21 protein-coding genes are annotated in these 23054 nt (G+C 39.4%); 16 read left to right on the top strand and 5 right to left on the bottom strand.

All coding sequences use genetic code 11. The annotated features are described in order from the left end of the window. Positions 1-75: 75 nt before the first annotated feature. A complete protein-coding gene (locus FFM59_RS06075) occupies positions 76-696 on the bottom strand; it encodes a LysE/ArgO family amino acid transporter (protein WP_137602161.1) in 621 nt (206 codons plus the stop codon). A gap of 176 nt (positions 697-872) precedes the next feature. Between FFM59_RS06075 and eno the strand changes: the two genes are divergently transcribed. The 5 genes from eno (at position 873) to smpB (ending at position 6366) form a co-directional block, all read left to right on the top strand. Continuing rightward, on the top strand, positions 873-2195 hold the full coding sequence (gene eno, locus FFM59_RS06080; RefSeq protein WP_137602162.1) for a phosphopyruvate hydratase: 1323 nt from the start codon (positions 873-875) through the stop codon (positions 2193-2195). Between the two features lie 213 nt (positions 2196-2408). Then, on the top strand, positions 2409-2648 hold the full coding sequence (secG, locus tag FFM59_RS06085; RefSeq protein WP_137602163.1) for a preprotein translocase subunit SecG: 240 nt from the start codon (positions 2409-2411) through the stop codon (positions 2646-2648). Between the two features lie 59 nt (positions 2649-2707). Next, positions 2708-3478: an alpha/beta hydrolase gene (locus FFM59_RS06090; protein WP_137602164.1), complete on the top strand. Its 771-nt coding sequence runs from the start codon at positions 2708-2710 to the stop codon at positions 3476-3478. Beyond that, positions 3465-5873 carry a ribonuclease R gene (rnr, locus tag FFM59_RS06095; protein ID WP_137602165.1) on the top strand — a complete coding sequence of 803 codons (2409 nt, stop codon included), beginning with the start codon at positions 3465-3467 and terminating at the stop codon, positions 5871-5873. The genes FFM59_RS06090 and rnr overlap by 14 nt, the downstream gene beginning before the upstream one ends. Positions 5874-5895: 22 nt before the next feature. Then, positions 5896-6366, top strand: coding sequence for an SsrA-binding protein SmpB (gene smpB / locus FFM59_RS06100; protein WP_137602166.1), 471 nt, complete (start codon positions 5896-5898; stop codon positions 6364-6366). Positions 6367-6404: 38 nt separating this feature from the next. Here the strand turns inward: smpB and FFM59_RS06105 are convergent, their stop codons facing one another. Beyond that, on the bottom strand, positions 6405-6986 hold the full coding sequence (locus FFM59_RS06105; protein ID WP_174795644.1) for an LURP-one-related/scramblase family protein: 582 nt from the start codon (positions 6984-6986) through the stop codon (positions 6405-6407). 103 nt (positions 6987-7089) lie between these two features. Here FFM59_RS06105 and FFM59_RS06110 point away from each other — a divergent pair, with 103 nt between their 5' ends. The 4 genes from FFM59_RS06110 (at position 7090) to FFM59_RS06125 (ending at position 9795) form a co-directional block, all read left to right on the top strand. Beyond that, on the top strand, positions 7090-7779 hold the full coding sequence (locus FFM59_RS06110) for a uracil-DNA glycosylase (RefSeq protein WP_137602167.1): 690 nt from the start codon (positions 7090-7092) through the stop codon (positions 7777-7779). 33 nt (positions 7780-7812) lie between these two features. Further along, complete coding sequence (gene pta, locus FFM59_RS06115; protein WP_137602168.1) at positions 7813-8784, top strand: phosphate acetyltransferase; 972 nt, start codon at positions 7813-7815, stop codon at positions 8782-8784. Positions 8785-8846: 62 nt separating this feature from the next. Continuing rightward, positions 8847-9308, top strand: a complete 462-nt coding sequence (gene tsaE, locus FFM59_RS06120) for a tRNA (adenosine(37)-N6)-threonylcarbamoyltransferase complex ATPase subunit type 1 TsaE (RefSeq protein ID WP_137602169.1) — start codon at positions 8847-8849, stop codon at positions 9306-9308. Further along, positions 9298-9795, top strand: coding sequence for a GNAT family N-acetyltransferase (locus FFM59_RS06125; protein WP_137602170.1), 498 nt, complete (start codon positions 9298-9300; stop codon positions 9793-9795). Before tsaE ends, FFM59_RS06125 begins: the two co-directional genes overlap by 11 nt. Before the next feature lie 39 nt (positions 9796-9834). Here FFM59_RS06125 and FFM59_RS06130 read toward each other — a convergent pair whose 3' ends face one another. Together FFM59_RS06130 and FFM59_RS06135 are read right to left on the bottom strand one after the other, a co-directional pair. Next, positions 9835-10371: a 3'-5' exonuclease gene (locus FFM59_RS06130; protein ID WP_137602171.1), complete on the bottom strand. Its 537-nt coding sequence runs from the start codon at positions 10369-10371 to the stop codon at positions 9835-9837. Positions 10372-10526: 155 nt separating this feature from the next. Beyond that, positions 10527-11144 (bottom strand): helix-turn-helix transcriptional regulator, encoded by a 618-nt coding sequence (locus FFM59_RS06135; protein ID WP_137602180.1) that lies wholly within the window; start codon positions 11142-11144, stop codon positions 10527-10529. Between the two features lie 174 nt (positions 11145-11318). Between FFM59_RS06135 and ppdK the strand changes: the two genes are divergently transcribed. The 3 genes from ppdK (at position 11319) to FFM59_RS06150 (ending at position 17151) form a co-directional block, all read left to right on the top strand. Beyond that, positions 11319-13952 carry a pyruvate, phosphate dikinase gene (ppdK, locus tag FFM59_RS06140; RefSeq protein WP_137602172.1) on the top strand — a complete coding sequence of 878 codons (2634 nt, stop codon included), beginning with the start codon at positions 11319-11321 and terminating at the stop codon, positions 13950-13952. A gap of 138 nt (positions 13953-14090) precedes the next feature. Then, on the top strand, positions 14091-14984 hold the full coding sequence (gene murB, locus FFM59_RS06145; RefSeq protein WP_137602173.1) for a UDP-N-acetylmuramate dehydrogenase: 894 nt from the start codon (positions 14091-14093) through the stop codon (positions 14982-14984). Positions 14985-15039: 55 nt separating this feature from the next. Continuing rightward, positions 15040-17151 (top strand): cation:proton antiporter, encoded by a 2112-nt coding sequence (locus tag FFM59_RS06150; RefSeq protein WP_137602174.1) that lies wholly within the window; start codon positions 15040-15042, stop codon positions 17149-17151. On the opposite strand, the gene FFM59_RS06155 is transcribed toward FFM59_RS06150, so the two are convergent. After that, complete coding sequence (locus tag FFM59_RS06155) at positions 17148-17789, bottom strand: DUF1361 domain-containing protein (protein ID WP_137602175.1); 642 nt, start codon at positions 17787-17789, stop codon at positions 17148-17150. The genes FFM59_RS06150 and FFM59_RS06155 overlap by 4 nt on opposite strands. A gap of 154 nt (positions 17790-17943) precedes the next feature. On the opposite strand from FFM59_RS06155, the gene cdaA reads away from it, so the two are divergent. The 4 genes from cdaA (at position 17944) to glmS (ending at position 22961) form a co-directional block, all read left to right on the top strand. After that, on the top strand, positions 17944-18786 hold the full coding sequence (gene cdaA / locus FFM59_RS06160; protein WP_137602176.1) for a diadenylate cyclase CdaA: 843 nt from the start codon (positions 17944-17946) through the stop codon (positions 18784-18786). After that, the gene (locus FFM59_RS06165; protein ID WP_137602177.1) at positions 18779-19621 is read left to right on the top strand and encodes a CdaR family protein; all 843 of its coding nucleotides are present in this window, start codon (positions 18779-18781) and stop codon (positions 19619-19621) included. Before cdaA ends, FFM59_RS06165 begins: the two co-directional genes overlap by 8 nt. Before the next feature lie 36 nt (positions 19622-19657). Further along, entirely contained in the window at positions 19658-21007 is a 1350-nt protein-coding gene (gene glmM / locus FFM59_RS06170) for a phosphoglucosamine mutase (protein WP_137602178.1), read from the top strand. Between the two features lie 133 nt (positions 21008-21140). Continuing rightward, a complete protein-coding gene (gene glmS / locus FFM59_RS06175) occupies positions 21141-22961 on the top strand; it encodes a glutamine--fructose-6-phosphate transaminase (isomerizing) (RefSeq protein ID WP_137602179.1) in 1821 nt (606 codons plus the stop codon). The last annotated feature ends 93 nt before the right edge of the window (positions 22962-23054 follow it).

Here is a 23054-nt window from a genome sequence, read left to right on the forward strand (position 1 = left end):
CCGACCAAAAATTCTATTAATTATAGAATTCTTGGTCGATTTTTCTATAGCTGGTTAGTTTTTTCCCAGCCACTTTTAAAAGAATAAAAAGTGTAAGACGTTCCAACCTAAGTAAAAGCCGTAGCCCATCACAATAAACCCGGAAATAACATTGATAGCGACTAAAACTTGATTTGGTAATTTGTCTTTTAATAAATTTAAAATTAAAGTGATATCAAAAAACCACAATGCCGTGGCACTCACGATGCCAAGCATGAACGGTAAAACTTGTGCTTCAGTTAAAGTACTGCGGAAGGCACCTAACATCAAACTGGTATCTATTAATGCTTGTGGATTAGCCCAAGTGACAATCCACGACATGATAAATGCGCGCTTGGTAGTTAATTGGTTCTGGGCTAAATCAAATTTAAAACTGGCGGCGGATTTGATAATACCGTATCCAATCCAAATTACCATTAGGCCACCAACAGCCATCACAATAATTTTGAAGACTGGATGAGTACTGATAATGGCACCCATTCCTAAAAATGCGATGACGGTTAATGCAGTATCAGCAATCCAGATAAAACTGGCAAATAAAATACTTCGACTAAGTTTATTTGCAATGGCATTGTTAAAAACAAAAATATTTTGAACGCCAATTGAGCAAACTAAGGCAAGACTAATTAATAATCCTTTGAGATAGATAGGCCACATATTAAACGACTCCTTTTAAACATAGAGCACAATTTTAGCATATTTAATCGGTGTTACCAATCATTTTTGGATTTAGTAGTCACATTTATCGTCAAATGGCTTGTTTTTAATTGCACAAAATAATACAATTACAAATGTAAAGTTTTTAAAATTATACAATCAGAGGAGATACAATAATGTCATTAATTACAGATATTTATGCTCGTGAAGTCCTTGATTCACGTGGTAACCCAACTGTTGAAGTTGAATTATATACTGAAGCCGGTGGTGCAGGCCGTGGAATCGTTCCTTCAGGTGCCTCAACTGGTGAACATGAAGCCGTTGAAATGCGTGATGGCGACAAGAACCGTTACCAAGGTAAGGGTACAACTAAAGCCGTTGCTAACGTTAACGACATCATTGCTAAAGAAATCATTGGCTTTGAAGTAACTGACCAAGTTGCTATCGATAAGGCTATGATCAAGCTTGATGGTACACCTAACAAAGGTAAATTAGGTGCCAATGCTATTTTGGCCGTTTCAATTGCAGCTGCACGTGCAGCTGCTGACGAACTTGAACAACCATTGTACAACTACATTGGTGGATTCAACGCTCACGTTTTACCAACTCCTATGATGAATGTTATCAATGGTGGTGCTCATTCAGACAACAAGGTCGATTTCCAAGAATTTATGATCATGCCTGTTGGTGCTCCTTCAATCAAAGAAGCAATCCGTATGGGTTCAGAAACTTTCCACACATTGAAGAAATTGCTTGCCGCTGACGGTAAAGCTACTTCAGTTGGTGACGAAGGTGGATTTGCTCCTGACTTTGCCAATAACGAAGAACCTCTTCAATATTTGGTAAAGGCTATTACTGAAGCTGGTTACAAACCAGGTAAGGATATTGCAATCGCTATTGACGTTGCGGCATCTGAACTATGGAGTGACGAAGACAAGAAATACAAGCTTCGTTGGTCAACTGGTGAAGAATTCAACACTGAAGACTTCACTAAGTACCTTGAAGACCTTGTTACAAAATACCCAATTATTTCAATCGAAGATCCTATCGACGAAAACAACTGGGATGACTGGGCAACTATCACAAAAGAACTTGGCAAGAAAGTTCAACTTGTTGGTGATGATTTCTTCGTTACTAATACTGAATACCTTGCTAAGGGTATTAAGATGGGTGCATCAAACTCAATCCTTATCAAAGTTAACCAAATTGGTACTCTTACTGAAACAATGGAAGCTATCGAAATGGCTAAAGAAGCTGGATATACAGCAATTGTTTCTCACCGTTCAGGTGAAACAGAAGATACAACCATTGCTGACTTAGTTGTTGCTACTAATGCAGGACAAATCAAGACTGGTTCAATGAGCCGTACTGATCGTATTGCTAAGTACAACCAACTTATGCGTATTGAAGATCAACTTGAAGGTGTGTCAGAATACAAAGGTATTAACGCATTCTACAACTTGAGCGAACAAGCTCGTCAAGACGTAATCAACAAATAATTATTAATTACAATAAACTATATTTCTGGGTATGCTCAGAAATATAGTTTTTATTTACCTTATTTTCTCTGCCAAATCCAGACTTGTGAGTACTTTGGATTGTTAAATTTCGTTAAACCTCAAAGACTATTCTGTAAAAAAAGTAGAATGGTGCGGCGATATATGCTATACTTCAGTAGTATTTGTATCGGGCAAAATTAGGAGGAATTTTCCTTGTATAACATTCTTTTAACAGCATTTTTGATAATTTGTGTATTATTGATTGCATGCGTAATGATGCAACCAGCTAAAACGAGTAATGATGCAATGTCAGCTTTAACAGGTGGTGCCGGTGATTTATTTTCACGTAAAAAGGCGCGCGGATTTGAAGCCGTCATGCAGGTAGCTACTACAATTATGGGTGCAATATTCTTCATTGTAGCCATTGCATTAGTTTATCTGTCATCACACTAAACAAAAAACCTCCTGTTAATTTACAGGAGGTTTTTTGATTTATGAAAGGAACTTAACTTATGGTACGAGAACCGGAACCATTTTTATTTGAACATGGACCAAACGCAGTAATTTTATTGCACGCCTATGCGGGTAGTAGCAATGATATGAGAATGATGGGTCGAGCCTTAGAAAAAGATGACTACACCGTCTATGCGCCCATCTTTACAGGTCATGCTACGAGTGACCCTCGAGATGTTTTGAGTAAGGGATCGACCAGTCAATGGCAAACCGATGCTCAAAATGCAGTGCAATTTATGTTAGATAAAGGCTACCAGTCAATTGCAATCTTTGGTCTCTCGATGGGTGGAATTTATACTACTAAAATGCTTGAGACTTATCCACAGTTAGTGGCGGGGGGAACTTTTGCTTCTCCAGTAGTGCGCGTTGGTGGTTCGAACGTACCGGTTGAATTTCCAAAAATGGCAGCAAGAAAATATGATAAAATGGGAACAGCTGCAGAAGAAAAAGCGCAAGGACTGCAGTGGATTAAAGATAACGTTAAGAATCAATTAGACGAGATTGAAACCTTTACAGAAAATGTCGCAGATAATTTAAATCAGATTAAAGTGCCATTCTTTATTGCTCAAGGCGGAGCAGATGAAATGATTGATCCTGAAAATGGAAATGCATTTAAGCAACGCCTAATCGAATTAAACAAAGAAGTAGAATTTCATTTCTATCCAGATGCGACTCACGTCCTTACCGTTAATTCGGCTCATCGGGAATTAGAAAGTGATGTCCGTAAATTTTTAGCAAAAATATTTGAGGTAGATAATGACAGAAAGTAATTTAAAAATAAAAATTAACCAACATTTGCATGACAACTCTGAACTAAGTTTTTCAGTTGAAAAGTTGGCTTCGCAAATAGATATGGCTGCAGCGGAACAATTTACGCCAATTGTTCAAGCCCTGGCCCAATTAGAACGTGACGGTGAAGTTGAAGTGACCGACAGTGGTGAGTTCAAAGCCGTTGTAAAACAAAATGCCTTAACTGGTGTTTTTCATGGTAATGATAAGGGCTTTGGATTTGTCGCATATGATCCGGACGAACCAGATATCTATGTTAATCCTGACCACACCATGCATGCTTTGAATGGTGATGAAGTCGAGGTTGAAATCATTCGTCCAGGTCGTCCCGATAAGTCTCAAGGACCTGAAGGAACCGTTAAAAAAATTGTAACTCATCACTATTCACAAGTGGTGGGTGAATTTAAGTCGAACAAAACTGCTAATTTTGTCGGTGAAGTCGTCTTAAAAGATAAGAAGATTGCAACCTTCAAGTTTATGGTTACTGATAAAGGCTTAGTTCCAACCGATGGAGAAATTGTCACTGCAGATGTGACAGAATATCCAACTAATGAAGCACCTAAAACCATGATTGGTGTAGCTAAACAAGTTATTGGTGCGAAAGACGAACCAGGAATTGATATCTTGGCTTCTGTTTATGCACATGATTTACCTCACGAATTTCCTGAAGATGTCATCGAACAGGCTAATGCGATTAGCGAAACAGTACTTGAAGAAGAAAAAGTTGGCCGTGAAGACATTACGGATCAACCACTGGTAACGATTGACAGCATCGAATCAAAGGATTTGGATGATGCAGTCGTGGCATGGAAAATGGATAATGGCAATTACCATTTAGGGGTTCATATTGCTGACGTGAGCCACTATGTTCAAGAAGGAACACCGCTTGACCGTGAAGCCTTTAATCGTGGCACATCGGTGTATCTGACTGACCGAGTAATTCCAATGTTACCTCGTCGTTTATCAAATGGAATTTGTTCATTGAACCCAGATGTTGAACGTCTATCGATGAGTTGTGAAATGGAAATTAATGCTGAGGGACAAGTTGTTAACCATCGAATCTTTACCAGTGTGATGAAGTCTCACGCGCGCATGACTTACAAAGCAGTCAATGCAATTTTGGAAGCTCATGATGAAAAAACTCGTGATGAATATAAAGAACTTGTGCCAATGTTTGAAGAAATGGGTGATTTACACCGCATTCTTTTGAAGAGCCGTAAACGCCGGGGTGCAATTGATTTTGATGCGCCAGAAGCTAAAATCATTGTTGATGAAAATGGCCATCCAACTGACATTGAATTGCGTGAACGTGGTTTGTCAGAACGTATGATTGAATCATTTATGTTGGCGGCCAACGAAACCGTTGCTGAACACTTTAAAAAACTCCAAGTACCATTCTTATATCGTGTCCATGAAACGCCAGATGGTGAACGAGTAAAGAATTTCTTTGAATTCCTTAGTGTCTTTGGAATTAACGTTAAGGGTGATCCAAATAACTTGAAACCTAAGATGTTACAAAATGTCTTGAAGGATGTTGCGGACACACCTGAAGCACAAATGGTTCAAGTGATGATGCTTCGAAGTATGAAACAGGCGCGTTATTCAGAGGACTCATTAGGTCACTTTGGATTAGGCGCAGAATTTTACACTCACTTTACTTCACCAATCCGTCGCTACCCAGATACGACGGTACATCGCTTAATTAAGTGGTACGAAAAACATGGTACTGACGCCGCGGCTAAAGAAAAATATCGTGATCAGTTACCTGAAATTGCAGAGCATACATCTGTCACAGAACGTCGTGGAATTGACACGGAACGTGAAGTAGATAGCATGAAGAAAGCTGAATTTATGGAAGACCACATCGGTGAAACTTTTGACGCTGTGGTTAGTTCCGTTATGAAGTTTGGACTCTTTATCTCCTTACCTAACACGGTTGAAGGTCTAATTCATATCAGTGTGATGAATGATGATTATTACGAATATGTTGAAAAACATTTAGCATTAGTTGGTCGTAAATTCCATCACATTTTCCAAATTGGTCAACCGGTCAAAGTGAAGCTGTTACGGGTGGATAAGGATCAACGTGAAATTGACTTTGAACTTGTAGACCCAGCAGAAGCACCATTGACTAAACTCCGCGTTCCACGTCAAGACGATCGTCGCGGGGGTCGCCGCGGTGGCCAAGGAAACCGTAACGGCAATAATCGTAATAGTAACAGCCGTAATGGCAACCATTCTAATGGTAACCGCAACAGCAATAGTAATAATAACAATGGACACCGTAGTAACAATACTTCTCGTAATAATGGCGAACAAAATAATCGTCAAATCAATCGAGGACAAGCACGAAAGTCACCAAGAGATTCACACTAGATTACAAGTGAGGTGATTCAAATTGGCCAAAAAGAAGCAACAAAACGATGATAATTTAGTTGCCCAAAATAAGAAAGCCCGTCATGACTATTCAATCTCTGATACTTATGAGGCTGGAGTGGTTTTAACGGGAACTGAGATTAAATCAGTCCGTGCCAAACGTGTTCAGCTCAAGGATGGTTATGCTCAGATTCGAGGTAATGAAGCATGGTTGATGAATGTGCATATCAGTCCATATGATCAAGGCAACCAATTCAATCATGATCCATTACGTAACCGAAAATTGCTTTTGCATAAAAAAGAAATTCGTAAATTGACTGGTGAGTTAACCAATCAAGGTATCACATTAGTTCCCTTAAAGATGTATATCAAAAAAGGGTATGCAAAAGTATTATTAGGCATTGCTAAGGGTAAACATGAGTATGATAAACGTGAAACTATTAAGAAACGCGATCAAAACCGTCAAATTGAACGAGTGATGAAACATTATTGATGTCAATTGAAACGGTAAAATTAAAGAGTGATAACCCATTACGGATTATCACTCTTTTTGATACGTTTAATTTTCATTGGATGATTGAAAAAAGCTTCTGAATTTCTAAATCTAGGACTTGGAACTGGTGGGACTGTCATAATTCTAAAATTATCGCGTCGTGCCCAGTGGTCTAAAACAGACGCAACGGCAATTGACAAGGCTTCATATTCTTCACTGCAGACCGTTAGTTGGTTAAACTGTAAATTATTGTCATCTTCTGGATGAAACGAGAAAATCAATTGCGATCCATGATAAACACGATAGCTTTCTCGAAGGGTATTACCAACAATAATCCAATTTAAGCCTCGAATATAAATTACTTCTCGGAAAAAGCCAAATGATTTACTGATTGTACCAACTTGTTCTGAGCCTTTGAAAATTGCAAATTTGGGTAGCATTCCGAGGGTGAGCTGTTTAATTTCAGATAACAGTTCGCCTTGCATGGAATAAACGGAAATAACATCTTTTTGGATGCCCCATTTTCCAATCACTAAATACAGGGATTCGCCATTTTCGTCTTTGACGACACTGGCCCCACGCAAATCAGAAGAATGTTGGCGAATAAATAAGTCACGCAATGCTCACACCTCGCTTTGATTGGATTTGTTTATATTCTACCACGCTTTGTTCGCGATATCATTTTCGGGGCTATTATGCTAGAATTGTCATGAGGTGCTGTATATGCAACCATTTATTACCAATGATTGGTGGTCGGTTTTGGAGCCGGAGTTTCATAAAGAATATTTTCAAACCTTAAGTCAGTTTATCAGCGATGAGTATCACACAAAAAATATCCATCCTGATCAAGATAAAATTTTTGAAGCATTTGAATGGACTTCGTTTAATCAAACCAAGGTAGTGATATTGGGTCAAGACCCGTATCACGAAAATTTTCAGGCGCATGGGTTAAGCTTTTCAGTTTTACCAGGCGTGAAGATACCACCATCATTACGCAATATTTACAAAGAATTGCAAGATGATTTAGGCTTTACACCAGTTAATCATGGTTATTTGAAACACTGGGCTGACCAAGGAGTATTGTTATTGAACTCTGTTCTGACAGTACAAGATGGAGTGGCGTTTTCTCACCAAGGGAAAGGTTGGGAGACGTTAACAGATGCCGCGATTATGGCATTGTCAGCTCGAAATACACCCGTGATTTTCGTTTTATGGGGTAAAGCAGCGCAAGCAAAGGTGAAGCTGATTGATACTACCAAAAATATGGTGATTGAATCAGCACATCCTAGTCCGCTTTCGGCATATCGTGGATTCTTTGGGTCACGACCATTTTCTAAAGTTAATGCAGACCTTCGGCAATTAGGAGAAAAAGAAATTGATTGGCAGCTTCCAGAATCTGTGGAAGAAAAATAATTGTTTCATAATAAATTAGATGGAGTGATAGATATGGATTTATTTACAGGCTTAGCATCAAAAGTTAAGGGTCAAAACAAACGAGTTGTATTTCCTGAAGGTGAAGATGAACGTGTCTTAGGAGCTGCTTCTCGCCTTAAAAAAGATGGGTTAGTAGAGCCAGTTTTATTGGGTAATACCGCTAAAATTAACGAAGTATCTGCTCAAAATAAATTTGATTTAACCGGAATCGAAATTATCGATCCAGCTACGTATGATGACAAACAAGCCATGATTGACAGTTTAGTTGAACGCCGTAAGGGTAAAACAACTCCTGAACAAGCTGCGCAAATGATTGGTGATGTGAGCTATTTTGGAACGATGTTGGTTTACATGAACAAAGTTGACGCCATGGTTTCTGGTGCTGTTCATGCGACTGGTGACACTGTTCGTCCCGCCTTACAAATTATTAAGACGAAGCCAGGCAATTCTCGTATCAGTGGTGCCTTTATTATGGAAAAAGGTGACGAACGTTATGTCTTTGCCGATTGTGCTATCAATATTGAATTGGGTGCACAAGAAATGGCCGAAGTTGCCTTGCAAAGTGCTGAAACGGCTCAATTATTTGATATTGACCCAAAGGTTGCCTTGCTTAGCTTTTCAACTAAGGGTTCCGCAAAAGCAGATGTTGTGACCAAAGTGGCAGAAGCAACTGAAATTGCACAAGGTCTGGCACCTAATTTGCCAATTGATGGGGAACTTCAATTTGATGCTGCCTTTGTTCCAAGTGTCGGCGAACGTAAGGCACCAGGTTCAAAAGTTGCTGGACATGCGAATGTTTTTGTCTTCCCAGACTTGCAATCAGGTAATATTGGCTACAAAATAGCCCAACGTTTTGGTGGCTTTGAAGCCATTGGACCTATTCTTCAAGGATTGAATGCACCGATTTCTGATTTATCACGGGGTGCCAGTGAAGAAGACGTTTATAAAGTAGCATTGATTACAGCTGCTCAAGCATTAGATTAATAAACATTAAGCGAATCGATACTTAAAAATCGGTTCGCTTATTTAATGATTAAGGTGAAATAATGGAAATTACATTTACAAATAGTACACAAACAATGAATTTTGCCAAAAAATTAGCAGATTGTTTGGGACCAGGGGATGTTTTAGTTTTAAATGGAGACTTAGGTGCCGGCAAAACAACCTTTACCAAAGGTTTGGCGGAAGGACTTGGGATTGATGCGTTAATTAAAAGCCCTACGTTTACCATAATTCGTGAATATCAAGGTGGACGTTTGCCACTTTATCATATGGATGTATATCGCTTAGAAAACGGTGGTGGAGAAGAACTTGGGTTAGATGAATATTTCGATGGTCCTGGGGTTAGTGTGGTCGAATGGGCCCAGTTTGTTGAAGACGAACTACCTCACGATTATCTGTCTGTGAATTTTCGCCGCACTGATATTGAAACTGAACGCCGGGTTACTTTTGTACCACATGGATACCATTTTAAAAAGATTATTGAGGACCTAAATAATGGAAATTGAATTAAAAGCCGCAGAGCCTGACGATGCTGCCAAAGTTTTACAATTATTGAGATTACTGCAAGCTGAGTCATCGTTTTTTACGATTGAAAACTTTGATGCCCTCACGGTTGATCAAGAAGCTGATAATTTAGAGCAGATTGGCCAAACTGATGATAACTTAGTTTTACTAGCGCTAGACGCTGGTGAAATGATTGGAATCGCTACCGTGTCAAAATTGGATGGTAAACCGACGGGTGAGATTGGAATTGCAATTTTGAAGCGATACTATCATCAAGGCTTAGGGACTGCATTATTAGATGAATTAATTTATTGGGGTGATCACTTTAGTCCACTAAGACAATTTACCTTGTCAGTGATTGCTGATAATACACCTGCGGTTGGGCTCTATCGTAAAATGGGCTTTAAACCTAAACAAGTCGAAACGGTTAAAGATGGCCAAGGTACTGAACGAAAATCATTTATGATGACGTTAGATCTGGATCATTAATCAAAAAATCACCTCAATATATGGGGTGATTTTTGAGTCTTATTTAGCTGTTTTGACAAATGGTTTAATTGGCTGAATACCAAAATGACTGGCTTGATAAAGCAAAATGTTAGCACAAGCTTGACTGTCATCCAGTGCGTTATGATGGTGGTCTAAGGTGATATTTAGCTCATTACAAACTGTGTCGAGTTTATGGTTGGGAAAATCCGGGAAAAATTGTTTACTGGTTTTCACTGTATCTAAAGTTAAATATTTCGGCCGTTCAATTCCAAAATAATCTAAGCTACTCTTGATGACACTATTATCAAACGGTGCATTATGAGCAATTACTAATTTGTTTTCATCAAAGAAAGAATTGATATGGCCCCATATATCAGTAAAAGTTGGCGCATTCACGACATCAGCGGCGTGAATTCCATGGACTTGGATATTACGCCAGTGAAAATCAGTTGGCGGATTAATTAAGGAATAAAATTCATCCACAATTTTATTTTCGCGAACAACTGTCAAGGCCACAGAACAGGCACTATATCGTTTAGCATTAGCTGTTTCAAAATCAATGGCAACAAAGTTCATAGTTTTCCTCCTGATGTTTTTTAACATAGCAATTCTACGTTAAATCATGTAATAAAGCAATTGGGACAGATTATTTAATGGACATCTAAGTTAAACAGTATTCAGTCAAAGCGGACCGCGCCTTTCTTAAGCGTCGGTCCGCTTTTTATGCAATCCTAAATGTGTAAACCTTCTTCGATGAAATAACGCATGATGATGGTTTTAGTAATTTTACCAATCACTGTCACATTATCAGCAGCCACAATTGGTAGTGAATCAACTTCGTGAGTTGTTAATCGTTGGCCAGCTTGTAAAACGGTCGCATGTTCTGTAATGGTGATGACATTTGGCATGCGGGTCATAATTAAGGCAACTGGTGTTGTGCTTGTATTGACAGCGTTCATGGTAGCTCTTAATAAGTCTTTTCTCGATAAGAGACCAAGTAACCGTTTTTGCTGATCAACGACGTAAAGTGAACCCACATCATGCATGAAAAGTTGGGTAACGGCTTCATCAATAGTGGTTTCTTTGTTAATTAGGACTGGTTCAATCATTAATTTATCAATCGAAATTTTATATAAGTAATCAGCTAACAGTGGAGTAACCTCATGACCAACGTAAAAATAGCCAACTTTGGGACGCGCATCTAGTATCCCCGTCATTGTTAAAATCGCGAAATCATTACGTAAAGTAGCACGAGATAAATTCAGTTGTTTCGCAATTTTAGTGCCACTAATTGGTTGATTCTTTTGGACAATTTGAATAATTTGTTTTTGTCGAGCGGATAATTCCATCATAGCTCCTTCATTTACCTGATATTAATCCCTTTATTATAAAATAATGACGGCCCATTTGCAATCAAGTTCGGGCAATAGTGCGGTTTATTTAAATGAATAGGTCCTACTATTGACATTTATTGTGTCACACTATATGATATTGGTGTTCAATAAAAAATTGGAGGCTACGACATGAAATATATTTACGCTTTTGCTGAAGATCAAACGTTAACGAATACAGAACTTGGTGGAAAAGGGGCTAATTTAGCGGAAATGACTCGCTTGGGTCTACCAGTACCAGCTGGATTTACGATTACGACGGCGGCATGTCGTCGTTATTTAAATGCAGACCAACCAGATGGTGAATTTTTAGAAGGCGAATTAATGAAAGCGCTTCAACGACTAGAAGCTAAAACTGATCGTCAATTTGGTAATCCAGATCAGCCATTATTAGTATCAGTTCGAAGTGGCGCGCCCATTTCAATGCCGGGGATGATGGATACAATTTTGAATTTAGGACTCAACGACCAAACCGTCGACGGATTGGCACGTAAGACCCATAACCCATGGTTTGCCTACGATTGCTACCGCCGATTAATTCAAATGTTTGGGGATGTTGTTTACGGCATCGAAAAATCTGTTTTTGAGGCAGAATTAACAGCCCTGAAACGTGAAAAACAAGTTGAGAATGATACTGATTTGTCACTTGCTGATTTGAAACAGTTGATTCAAAGATATCAAGCGCTTTATCAAAGTGCAGATAATGCACAATTTCCCCAATCAGTGACAGAACAGTTAAATTTGGCGGTCGAGGCAGTCTTTAAATCGTGGTTAAATTCACGTGCTAAAACTTATCGCCGTCTCCATGAAATTGATGCCACGATGGGAACAGCTGTGAATATTCAACAAATGGTCTTTGGTAACTATCAAGGCAAGAGTGGGACCGGGGTTGCGTTTACCCGGAATCCAGCCACAGGCGAGGCAGGTTTGTTTGGCGAATATCTATTAAATGCCCAAGGTGAAGATGTCGTAGCCGGAATTCGCACACCGGACCCAATTTCAACACTATCAGATCAATTACCAGCTATTTATGAACAATTCAAAGGCTTAGCAAACCAATTAGAGCTTCATTATAAAGATATGCAAGATATGGAATTTACCATTGAAGATGGGCAGTTATATGTATTACAAACTAGAAATGGTAAAAGAACGCCTCAAGCTGCCTTTAAAATTGCAGTTGATTTGGTTACGGAGGGACTGATTGACCGGCAAACAGCCATTTTACGCTTGAAACCAGCAATGATTGAAGGAGTGTTACATCCTGTATTTGATCCGAAAGCTTTGGAAGAAGCAACAATGCTAGTTAGTGGCTTACCCGCTAGTCCAGGAGCAGCTACAGGGACCATTTATTTTGATGCACAACAAGCTCAACGGGCAAATGAAGCTGGAGAAAGTGTCATCTTAGTTCGACAAGAAACATCTCCGGAAGATATTGATGGGATGGTTGTTAGTCAAGCGATTGTGACCAGTCGAGGTGGTATGACCTCTCACGCAGCTGTGGTGGCCCGTGGAATGGGATGTTGCTGTGTAGTTGGTTGTTCACAACTGAGTGTTCACGCAGAACGAAAACAGGCAAACTTTAATGGCCAGATTCTAAAAGAAGGGTCAACGATTTCTGTTGATGGTCATACGGGGCGGATTTACCAGGGAGCACTCAAACAACAAACCGGCAAACAACAAACGGCCTTGAATACGATTCTAGAATGGTGTGATGAAATTGCGCCGATTGATGTTTGGGCTAATGCAGAAACACCTAAGGAAGTAGCCACTGCCTTTGAATTTGGTGCGAAAGGTTTGGGGTTAGTGCGGACTGAGCACATGTTCTTTGGTCCTGAACGCTTATTCAAGATGCGCGAGATGATTTTAGCGGATGAATTAAGTGATCGCCAAGTAGCGTTAACAGCATTAAAAGAGTTACAATTGGCGGATTTTAAAGCTATCTTCGAATTGGCTCAAGAACGACCATGTACGATTCGGTTATTGGATCCACCATTGCATGAATTCTTGCCACACGAAGAAGCGGACCAAATTGCGTTGGCAAAAGATTTACAAATTAGTACCGACGAAATCAAACGTCGTATTGCAGCTAAGATAGAAGTTAATCCAATGTTAGGCCATCGTGGTAGTCGATTAGCGGTAACTTATCCTGAAATTTATCAAATGCAAACTTTGGCAATTATGGAAAGTGCGTTGGCCGTTCAACTAAAACAAGGACACGCGATTACGCCTAAAATCATGTTGCCTCTGATTGGGACGTCTAATGAAATGGATCTTTTAAGACAACTATTGGTCGATACAATCGATGAATTTTTAGAAGAACAAGGACAAGAAATGGATTATCATATTGGTACAATGATTGAAGTGCCACGTGCTTGCTTAGTTGCAGACCAAATTGCGGTATCGGCAGATTTCTTCAGTTTCGGGACCAATGATTTAACTCAAATGGCGTTTGGTTTCTCACGTGATGATATTGGTCACTTTATTGGCGCCTACGAAGAACAACAAATTATCACTAAAGATCCATTCCAAACGATAGATCAAGATGGAGTTGGAGCCTTAATGCAAATTGCAATTGAAAGGGGTCGACAAACCAAACCTGAATTATCAATTGGAGTTTGTGGTGAAGTTGGTGGTGATCCAGACTCCATAGCCTTTTGTCAGTCTTTAGGCGTTGACTATGTTTCATGCTCACCTTATCGAGTACCAAGTGCTCGATTGGCGGCTGGCCAGGTGGCCGTGCAAGATATCCAAACTGTGATGCAATAGAGCCTATTTGAAACAAAAAACATACTATTTTTAGTATGTTTTTTTAATTGCGATTAACAATTCTAAACGAATACCCAGAAACCGGCATTTCATGATACAATTAAAAGTAACAAAATTATTAATGAAGAAGGATTTTCAATGGCATTAGCAATCATAGAAGCATTCCCAACAATTGAAATTCTACACAACGCAGCTTTGTCTGAATATACCAATACAGATACCGGTGGCCCAGCGGATTGGTTGGCTTTTCCAACTACTGTTGCTGAAACGCAACGCTTGGTTCAATTTGCAAACCAGCATGATTTGGCGACGACAATTATTGGCAATGCTAGTAATTTAATTGTCCGGGATGGCGGAATTGCAGGCTTGGTGATTATTTTAACTAAGATGAATACAATTGAAGTGCAATCAGATGCGATTGTTGCACAAGCCGGCGCGGCATTAATTTCAGTCAGTGAAAAAGCTTTGGATGAGAGTTTAAGTGGACTGGAATTTGCTGCGGGGATTCCCGGTAGTGTCGGCGGGGCCGTCTTTATGAATGCTGGAGCGTATGGTGGAGAAATCAGTCAAGCTGTTACTTCGGCCACCGTTTTAAGCACGACTGGAGAAATCACGGTTCTGGATGCAATTGAATTAGATTTCAGTTACCGACATAGTAGTATTCAAGATGCTGGTGGTGTGATTCTAGATGCCACCTTTACGTTAGTTCCAGGTGAGAAAGCCACGATTAAGTTTAAAATGGATGATTTTAATACTCGTCGTGCAGAGAAACAGCCATTGGAATGGCCTTCATGTGGGAGTGTATTTAAACGCCCTAAAGGTTTCTTTGCGGGCAAATTAATTCATGATGCTGGCTTGCAAGGTTATACCAGCGGTGGCGCACAAGTTTCAATGAAGCACGCTGGCTTCATTATTAATATTGGTAACGGTACGGCCACAGATTATTTGGATGTCATTAAACATGTTCAAGAAACGGTTTTTGACAAATTTCAAGTACATCTGGAAACAGAAGTGAGAGTGATTGGACGTTGAGTGAAATGGAACAATTTAGGTTGTCCCATTTTTTTAAATTGAGGGGAGGAGTTTTATGCTGATATTAGAAGAAGTATTATTATTAATATTTCTCGTACTAATTTCAAAAGTGTTTGCGCATTATTTAAAAATCATCCCGGATAGTTTGATTCAAATCGGGTTAGGATTATTAGTGGCTTTATTGTTTAAAGTTCAAGTGCCTTTGGAGACAGATTGGTTTTTACTGTTGTTTATCGCACCACTGCTTTTTAATGATGGTCGAAAATTTCCCAAACAGGAACTTTGGAAACTAAAAGGACCGATTTTCGCAAATGCCATTGTGTTGGTCTTTGTGACGACTTTACTCGGTGGTTATTTGATTTATTTATTGGTGCCTGATATTCCACTGTACGTGGCCTTTGCTTTGGCAGCTATTTTATCGCCGACTGATCCAGTGGCCGTGCAATCAATTGCCAAACAAGCAAAATTGGATTCAAATATTTTGCATTTGGTCAGTGGTGAAAGTTTGATTAACGACGCTTCAGGACTAATTGGTTTCAAGTATGCAGTTGCAGCTGTCACCACCGGATACTTTTCGATTATCAACGCCACTGGAGATTTTTTGTACACGGCCATCGTGGGTTTAATCTCCGGAGTTGTCCTGATGTTAGTAATCGAAGTCCTGCATGAATTTTTACATAATCAGGGAATTCAAGATGTAATTTTTGATGTCGCATTTCGTTTGATGGCACCATTTATCATTTATATGATTACGGAAGAAGTTTTCCATGCTTCTGGTGTTATTTCCGTGGTTGCCGCAGGTATATTTAACCATACGCGTAGTTTACAAATTGTCGATGATCGGCCAGAAATGAACGTTGTAAGTGAGCGAACTTGGTCGTTAGTCGTTTATTTATTAAACGGGATTGTGTTTGTTATTTTGGGCATTGAATTGCCAATTGCGACAGCGGACTCGCTGAAGAGTGAAAGCTATAATAATTTCAGCCTGTTTGGCTATGTAATTGGTGCCTGGTTAATCTTACTATTCATTCGATTTGGCTGGATTTTAGTTTATGAAACTTTTCAATACTTCAGAAAACGTCGTGAGACAATTAGTGTTAAGTCAGCCTTTTTAGCTGGCTTATCTGGAGTCAGAGGTGCGATTACGATGGCTGGGGTGCTGTCCGTTCCCTTGGTGATTGAAAGTGGGCAACAATTTCCCGCCCGTTCTTTGATGCTGTTCATTGCAGCCGGAGTGATTATCGTCAGCTTAGTCGTGGCAGCCTTATTCATTCCAATTTTTACGAAAGTTGATTTTCCATTTGAAACTCGTGGGAGTAATCAAGACGACGATGAAGACGAAACTGATGATGAGGACTTAGATGACGATGATGAAGTTGAACAACCTAATTATCTGACAGAGGAACAGGCTAAATTTTTCTTGATGCAGCTAGCAGTTCAAACCATTGAAGAACATCGTCGGGATTATAATCAACAAGCAGCGTACGACTTAATTTTGAATTATCAAATTCTAATGCGGCGCTTGCAATGGAGTAATCAAACCGATGAGGTTCTGGCAAAAACATTAGAACACGAACTGGAATTGCGGCGAGTAGGGTATGAGGCTGAACGTCATGCTCTGCAACGCTTGCTCGAAAAAAAGGTAATCAATGCTAATGATTATTATCAATCGATGAAGCGAGTTGATCAGGTCGAACATCATTTGGCTCATGATTTGAAAGATCCTAATATTTGGTGGACTTGGCGTAAATTAAAAACGCGAGTGGCAGGATTAATGCACTGGTTTAGTCGATGGGCCATTAACCGCGATACGGATGTAGAAAAACGTCGTACCATTGATATTGAAACTAGCAAGGCAGCCATTAAGGCCTTATCAAAATATGTAGCCGATGCCAAAGAAAATGGTCAAGAAATCGACCGTACTTCGGTATACCATTTAATTGTTAATTACCGAAATAAAATCGAACATAGTAAACGTCCGAAGTTAAAATTAGCGGATAAATATAAATTAGATTTGGAATTGCTTCGATTTGAGGCAGTTAATGCGCAACGACAAGGAATTGTGCAACTACGAGATGGAGATCGAATTTCAATCGCAACTGTTCAAAAATTACGTCAATATTTGAATTATTCAGAAAATTCAATTATAAAAATAGCAGACGATTAGTCTGCTTTTTTGATTTCATTTAGTAACCAAAGAACGGCTAACTGAACGATTGTGAGAATCGTGACGAAGAATACCATTCGCAAATTCCACATATTTAAGATTTGTTTGATGAACCAAGTGGGAGTTAAAAAGAGATATAATGAATGAATTCTCAAGAACCGACCGATGTAGACGCCAATTCCAGAAGCAGCCATTAAAATGGTGGGTAATACCCAAATAAATTTTATACGGAAGGCTTGATTAATTCGCTGGGCAATTACGTTTAATTCATACGTTCCTATCAAGAGAGCACCAAACATGCTAACCATTAGCAGGCCAAAGTCTAACCACATTCTTGGACTGTTACTTAAGAGTCCATTGGCGTAATCGTGTGGATTTAATAATGAGAGATGAAATAAATCTGTCATTAAATAAGGCGCATTTGGATAAAAAGCGAGCCAGATTACGAAAAATAGTAAGAACGGGAGTGATTTGACCGATTTAATTTTTTTAATTTGAAAGGCGAGTTCAATTGGAACGTAACCTAAAAATGTGTTTAAAACGAGAAAATTAAAGGGAGATTCGGCAAGAAAGCCTAAAATAATTAAGTCAACAAGGAAGAATCCTCTAATTTTCCACTGCATTGAAATATGTGCCATATTTTCTCCCTTCTTTAATAGTAGCGTAACAAAAGTTTTCTATCTAAACCACTAGTTTACTTATTTATTTTGACTTAATTAATCTTCTATTCGACCAATATTCACTGATAGTACGTGATATAATAGTTCAGGAACTAAATTTGGGGGTATAAAAATGTCGATAGACTGGAGTTCAATCCTGACATGGCAAAATGTAATCAGATTATTTGATATTTTAGTAGTCTGGTTTTTAATCTATGAATTGATGATACTGTTACGCGGTACGCGAGCAGTTCAATTGTTTCGGGGTATCTTAGTAATCGTCGTGGTCAAATTAGCTAGTTGGTATTTTGGCCTCAGCACAGTTTCATGGATCATGGACCAAGTGATTAACTGGGGCGTAATTGCCATGGTTGTTATTTTCCAACCTGAAGTTCGTCGTGGGTTGGAACACCTTGGGCGTGGAACGGTGTTAACTCGTAACAAACGGCAAAACGAAGACGAGGAACAGTTAGTTCAACAACTTGATCAAGCAATTCAATATATGTCAAAGCGTAGAATTGGGGCCTTGATTTCCATTCAAATGGAAACTGGTCTGGAAGAATATATTGAAACTGGGATTCCAATGAACGCAGACGTATCCGGCGCGTTGCTTATCAATACGTTTATCCCTAATACCCCTTTACATGATGGAGCGGTGATTATCAAAGATAATAAAATTGCAGTAGCGGCGGCTTATCTACCTCTTTCAGAAAGTAATTTAATTCCTAAAGAGCTGGGAACGAGACATCGTGCTGCGGTTGGGATAAGTGAAGTCACGGATGCTTTGACCGTGGTAATCTCAGAAGAAACTGGTGAGGTTTCAATCACCAAGGACAATGATTTATATCGTGATATGGATCAAGAAATGTATCTTAAATTTTTGAGAACACAACTATACAAACCAGAGGACGATAATAAAGCCACAGTCGCTAGTTTTATTGAGCGAGTCTTTAAAGGTGGTGGTCGCAATGTATAATAAGATAACGAAGCTATTTTTCAAAAGCCATACATTTTTAAGAATCAGTTCACTTGTACTGGCGATTTTATTGTTTGTTTACGTGAATGGTGAAAAGTTACAAAATGTCCGTGATAGCAGTAGTGGCAATAGTTCAACATTGACTTCCACGATGAAAAAGACAATTACGGTACCATTGGATGTTAATGTAGATAGTGATAAATACGTTGTGACTGGTTACCCAGCCAACGTAAAGGTTACAATCACAGGCCCTTCAGCATTAGTCACGACAACTTCGAACACGCAAAACTTTAAAATTTCAGCTGATTTGAGTAAGTTAGGGACAGGAACACACAAAGTTAAATTAAAAGAAACAGGAATCAATAAAGACTTGAGCTATTCGATTGATCCAGATAATATTACCGTCACGATTGCGACCCGTAAAACGGTGACAATGCCAGTGAATATTCAAGTGGATTCAGACCAATTGGCAAGTAACTATAAAGTTGGTAAAGCCACTTCATCAACTGAGTCAGTGAAAGTTACTGGGGCAACCGATGAAATTAGTAAGATTAATCGCATTGTTGCTTCAATTACCGTCCCTAAAGATACTAAATCTGACTTGTCACGTAAGGTGACCTTGCAGGCAATCGATTCAAACGGGAATACGGTTAATGTGGTGATTTCGCCATCAACGACGACGGTCAACATTCCGATTACCCGTAGTGAGTCAGATTCGAGTTCTAATGACAGTAATAGCGAGTCATCCAATGATAGTAACGCATCAAGCAATGCGAACGATAATAGTTCGTCGTCCAGTAGTTCAAGCAGTTCAAGTTCAACATCATCTAACTAAGACAACCTTTGATTATTTTGAGAAATGAGGAAAACAATGGATTTAAAATATTTTGGAACTGACGGTGTTCGTGGGGTAGCCAATTCAGACTTAAGCCCAGAACTTGCATTTAAATTAGGTCGAGCAGGTGGTTATGTCCTGACTCAACATTCGGAACGCAAACAAGCACAAGTACTAATCTCGCGAGATACAAGAATCTCAGGTGAGATGTTGGAAAGTGCCTTAGTTGCTGGACTATTGTCAGTTGGGATTGAAGTCCTCCGCCTTGGAGTTGTCACAACACCTGGTGTGGCTTACTTGGTTAGAGCTCAAGAAGCTGATGCAGGTGTAATGATTACCGCCTCGCATAATCCAATTCAATATAATGGTATTAAATTTTTTGGGAATGATGGCTTTAAGTTGTCCGATGAAATTGAGTTAGAAATTGAAAAATTGCTAGACGCCGAAGTTGATGATTTGCCTCGCCCATCTGATCAAGGACTAGGACGCGTATCAGATTACCGTGAAGGCTCTTTAAAATATACTCAATTTTTGGAACAAACCATTCCTAATGATTTAACTGGTTTATCGGTGGGAGTAGATGGCGCTAATGGTGCCACCAGCAGCTACGTTTCTTCATTATTTGCTGATTTAAATGTGGATTTCCATACTATTTCAACTTCACCAGATGGTTTGAATACCAATGTTGAAAGTGGCTCAACGCATCCAGAGCATTTGCAAAAATTTGTGGTAGATGAAGGTTTGCAAATGGGTGTGGCCTTTGATGGTGATGGAGATCGCTGTATCGCAGTGGATGAAAATGGTGCCATTGTCGATGGTGATAAAATCATGTATATCTGTGGTAAATATTTAAATGAAACTGGTCGTTTGAAAAAAGGAACAGTTGTCACCACGGTGATGAGTAATCTAGGAATGTATAAAGCACTTGAGCGAGCAGGTATGACTAGCGTGAAAACTAAGGTTGGAGATCGTTACGTCGTTGAAGAGATGATCAAAAACGGTTATAACTTAGGTGGCGAACAATCTGGACATATTGTCTTTATTGATCACAATACTACTGGAGACGGGATGTTAACCGCGTTACAGTTAATGCAAGTCGTTAAGCAAACTGGTAAGAAACTATCAGAACTTGCCAGTGACGTGACCGAATATCCACAAGAACTCGTGAATGTTAAAGTAGCTGATAAAGAAGCTGCCTTAACCAACGCTAGTTTATTGAAGATTATTGGCGAGGTCGAAGATGACATGTCCGGGGATGGTCGTGTGTTAGTTCGACCAAGTGGAACCGAACCATTATTACGAATCATGGCTGAAGCCCCTACGAAAGAAGCAGTTCATGCATATGTGCAGAGAATTGTTGAAGTCGCAAATAAAGAATTGGTCTAGAAATAGACCAATTTTTTTAATTAGTTGACAATTAATTGCGAAATCGCTAATATGTTTTATGTTAAGAGTTAATAAAACTCGAAAATAAATCTATACCAATTAAGAAAAGACTCGGATAAGGACGGGAATGCATATGTGTGGAATTGTGGGTGTAACGGGAACAAATCAAAGCGTTTCAATACTAATCGAGGGTCTTGAAAGACTTGAATATCGCGGTTATGACTCTGCTGGAATTTATGTTAACGATGAGTCAGGAACTGATTATTTAGTTAAACGAGTCGGCAGAATTGCCAACTTAAAAGCAGCATTAACTCCTGAAGTTCAAGGGTTAGCTGGGATTGGACATACGCGTTGGGCAACACATGGTGTACCAAGCGAAGAAAATGCTCATCCACACTTTTCAAATGACGAACGCTTCTATTTAGTACACAATGGTGTGATTGAAAATTTCAAGCAACTAAAGGCTGAATATTTAGCTGGGGTTGAATTTAAGAGTGAGACCGATACAGAAGTGATTGTTCAATTGATTGATCGTTTTGTAGTGGAATATCATATGGAAACCAAGGCAGCCTTTTTAAAGGTGTTGCATTTAATTAGTGATGATTCATCTTATGCGTTTGTTTTGATGGATCGGGAAACGCCAGATACATTATACGTGGCCAAGAACAAAAGCCCATTGCTAGTTGGAATTGGTGAGGGCTTCAATTTGGTGTCGTCTGATGCAATGGCAATGTTGAAGCGCACACACACATTTATGGAAATTCAAGATCAAGAAATTGTGATTGTGAAACCACAAGAAGTGTTGATTACTGATTTTGATGGCAACGAGAAAAAACGTGATACTTTCCGTGTAGATATGGATGCGAGTGCTGCCGATAAGGGCACTTATCCATTTTATATGTTAAAAGAAGTAGACGAACAACCAGCAGTCATGCGCAAGATTGTGCAAACTTATTTGGATGAAAACGGTTCCCCCGTTATCGACCAAAAAATGTTAGAAACAATCAAGCAATCAGATAGAATTTATATCATTGGGGCAGGTACCAGTTATCATGCTGGCTTAGTAGGCGCCAAAATGTTTGAAAAGTTGACTGGCATTCCAACTGAAGTGCATATTTCTTCAGAATTTGCCTATGATCAGCCAATCATGTCGGAAAAGCCATTCTTTATCTTCTTAACTCAAAGTGGTGAAACTGCTGATAGTCGAGAAGTGTTAGTTAATGTTAAAAAGCAAGGTTGGCCAAGTTTGACGATTACGAATGTACCAAAATCGACATTATCGCGAGAAGCTAATTTTACGATGCTTTTATATGCAGGCCCTGAAATTGCAGTGGCTTCCACTAAGGCTTATACTGCCCAGGTAGCTGTCGAAGCTGTCTTGGCAAAAGGAATTGGTGAATACCTCCAACACCAAGAAGCCCTTGATTTTGATTTGAAACAACAATTAAGTCTCGTGGCCGTGGGGATGCAAGCCATCGTCGATAGTAAAGAAAAACTTGAATCTGTCGCTTCTCGTTACTTAGCTACACCACGCAATGCATTTTACATCGGTCGTGGAACTGATTGGTCGGTCGCACTGGAAGCTGCCTTAAAGTTGAAAGAAATTTCTTATGTTCAAGCGGAGGGATTTGCCTCTGGTGAATTAAAACACGGTACAATTGCGTTAATCGAATCACAAACTCCAGTTATCGGGATTATCACTCAAGACCGGACGGCAGGACTCACGCGAAGCAATTTACAAGAAGTTATTTCTCGTGGCGCGAGTGTGATTACCATCGCTACCAAACATTTATCACAAACTGATGATACGATTGTGTTGCCAGATGTCGATCCATTACTAACACCGTTACTTAGTGTGGTACCAGCACAACTGTTGGCTTATTACACGAGTTTAGGTAAGGGCCTGGATGTCGACAAGCCACGTAATTTAGCTAAATCAGTAACTGTTCAATAAGTATCACCGAAAGAACTTTTGGTTCTTTGTCAAGAAGTACTGATGACCTAGAATTTCACAATCATTAACATCAAGCTGCTAGTTTCTCCGTTG

This window comes from Paucilactobacillus nenjiangensis, from assembly GCF_005405445.1.
GTDB lineage: Bacteria > Bacillota > Bacilli > Lactobacillales > Lactobacillaceae > Paucilactobacillus > Paucilactobacillus nenjiangensis.

Bases quoted from the DNA above. Each gene is read 5' to 3' on its own strand.
- FFM59_RS06075 (WP_137602161.1), bottom strand. From the start codon at position 696: ATGTGGCCTATCTATCTCAAAGGATTATTAATTAGTCTTGCCTTAGTT.
- eno (WP_137602162.1), top strand. From the start codon at position 873: ATGTCATTAATTACAGATATTTATGCTCGTGAAGTCCTTGATTCACGT.
- FFM59_RS06090 (WP_137602164.1), top strand. From the start codon at position 2,708: ATGGTACGAGAACCGGAACCATTTTTATTTGAACATGGACCAAACGCA.
- rnr (WP_137602165.1), top strand. From the start codon at position 3,465: ATGACAGAAAGTAATTTAAAAATAAAAATTAACCAACATTTGCATGAC.
- FFM59_RS06110 (WP_137602167.1), top strand. From the start codon at position 7,090: ATGCAACCATTTATTACCAATGATTGGTGGTCGGTTTTGGAGCCGGAG.
- pta (WP_137602168.1), top strand. From the start codon at position 7,813: ATGGATTTATTTACAGGCTTAGCATCAAAAGTTAAGGGTCAAAACAAA.
- tsaE (WP_137602169.1), top strand. From the start codon at position 8,847: ATGGAAATTACATTTACAAATAGTACACAAACAATGAATTTTGCCAAA.
- FFM59_RS06125 (WP_137602170.1), top strand. From the start codon at position 9,298: ATGGAAATTGAATTAAAAGCCGCAGAGCCTGACGATGCTGCCAAAGTT.
- FFM59_RS06130 (WP_137602171.1), bottom strand. From the start codon at position 10,371: ATGAACTTTGTTGCCATTGATTTTGAAACAGCTAATGCTAAACGATAT.
- FFM59_RS06135 (WP_137602180.1), bottom strand. From the start codon at position 11,144: ATGGAATTATCCGCTCGACAAAAACAAATTATTCAAATTGTCCAAAAG.
- ppdK (WP_137602172.1), top strand. From the start codon at position 11,319: ATGAAATATATTTACGCTTTTGCTGAAGATCAAACGTTAACGAATACA.
- murB (WP_137602173.1), top strand. From the start codon at position 14,091: ATGGCATTAGCAATCATAGAAGCATTCCCAACAATTGAAATTCTACAC.
- FFM59_RS06150 (WP_137602174.1), top strand. From the start codon at position 15,040: ATGCTGATATTAGAAGAAGTATTATTATTAATATTTCTCGTACTAATT.
- FFM59_RS06155 (WP_137602175.1), bottom strand. From the start codon at position 17,789: ATGGCACATATTTCAATGCAGTGGAAAATTAGAGGATTCTTCCTTGTT.
- cdaA (WP_137602176.1), top strand. From the start codon at position 17,944: ATGTCGATAGACTGGAGTTCAATCCTGACATGGCAAAATGTAATCAGA.
- FFM59_RS06165 (WP_137602177.1), top strand. From the start codon at position 18,779: ATGTATAATAAGATAACGAAGCTATTTTTCAAAAGCCATACATTTTTA.
- glmM (WP_137602178.1), top strand. From the start codon at position 19,658: ATGGATTTAAAATATTTTGGAACTGACGGTGTTCGTGGGGTAGCCAAT.
- glmS (WP_137602179.1), top strand. From the start codon at position 21,141: ATGTGTGGAATTGTGGGTGTAACGGGAACAAATCAAAGCGTTTCAATA.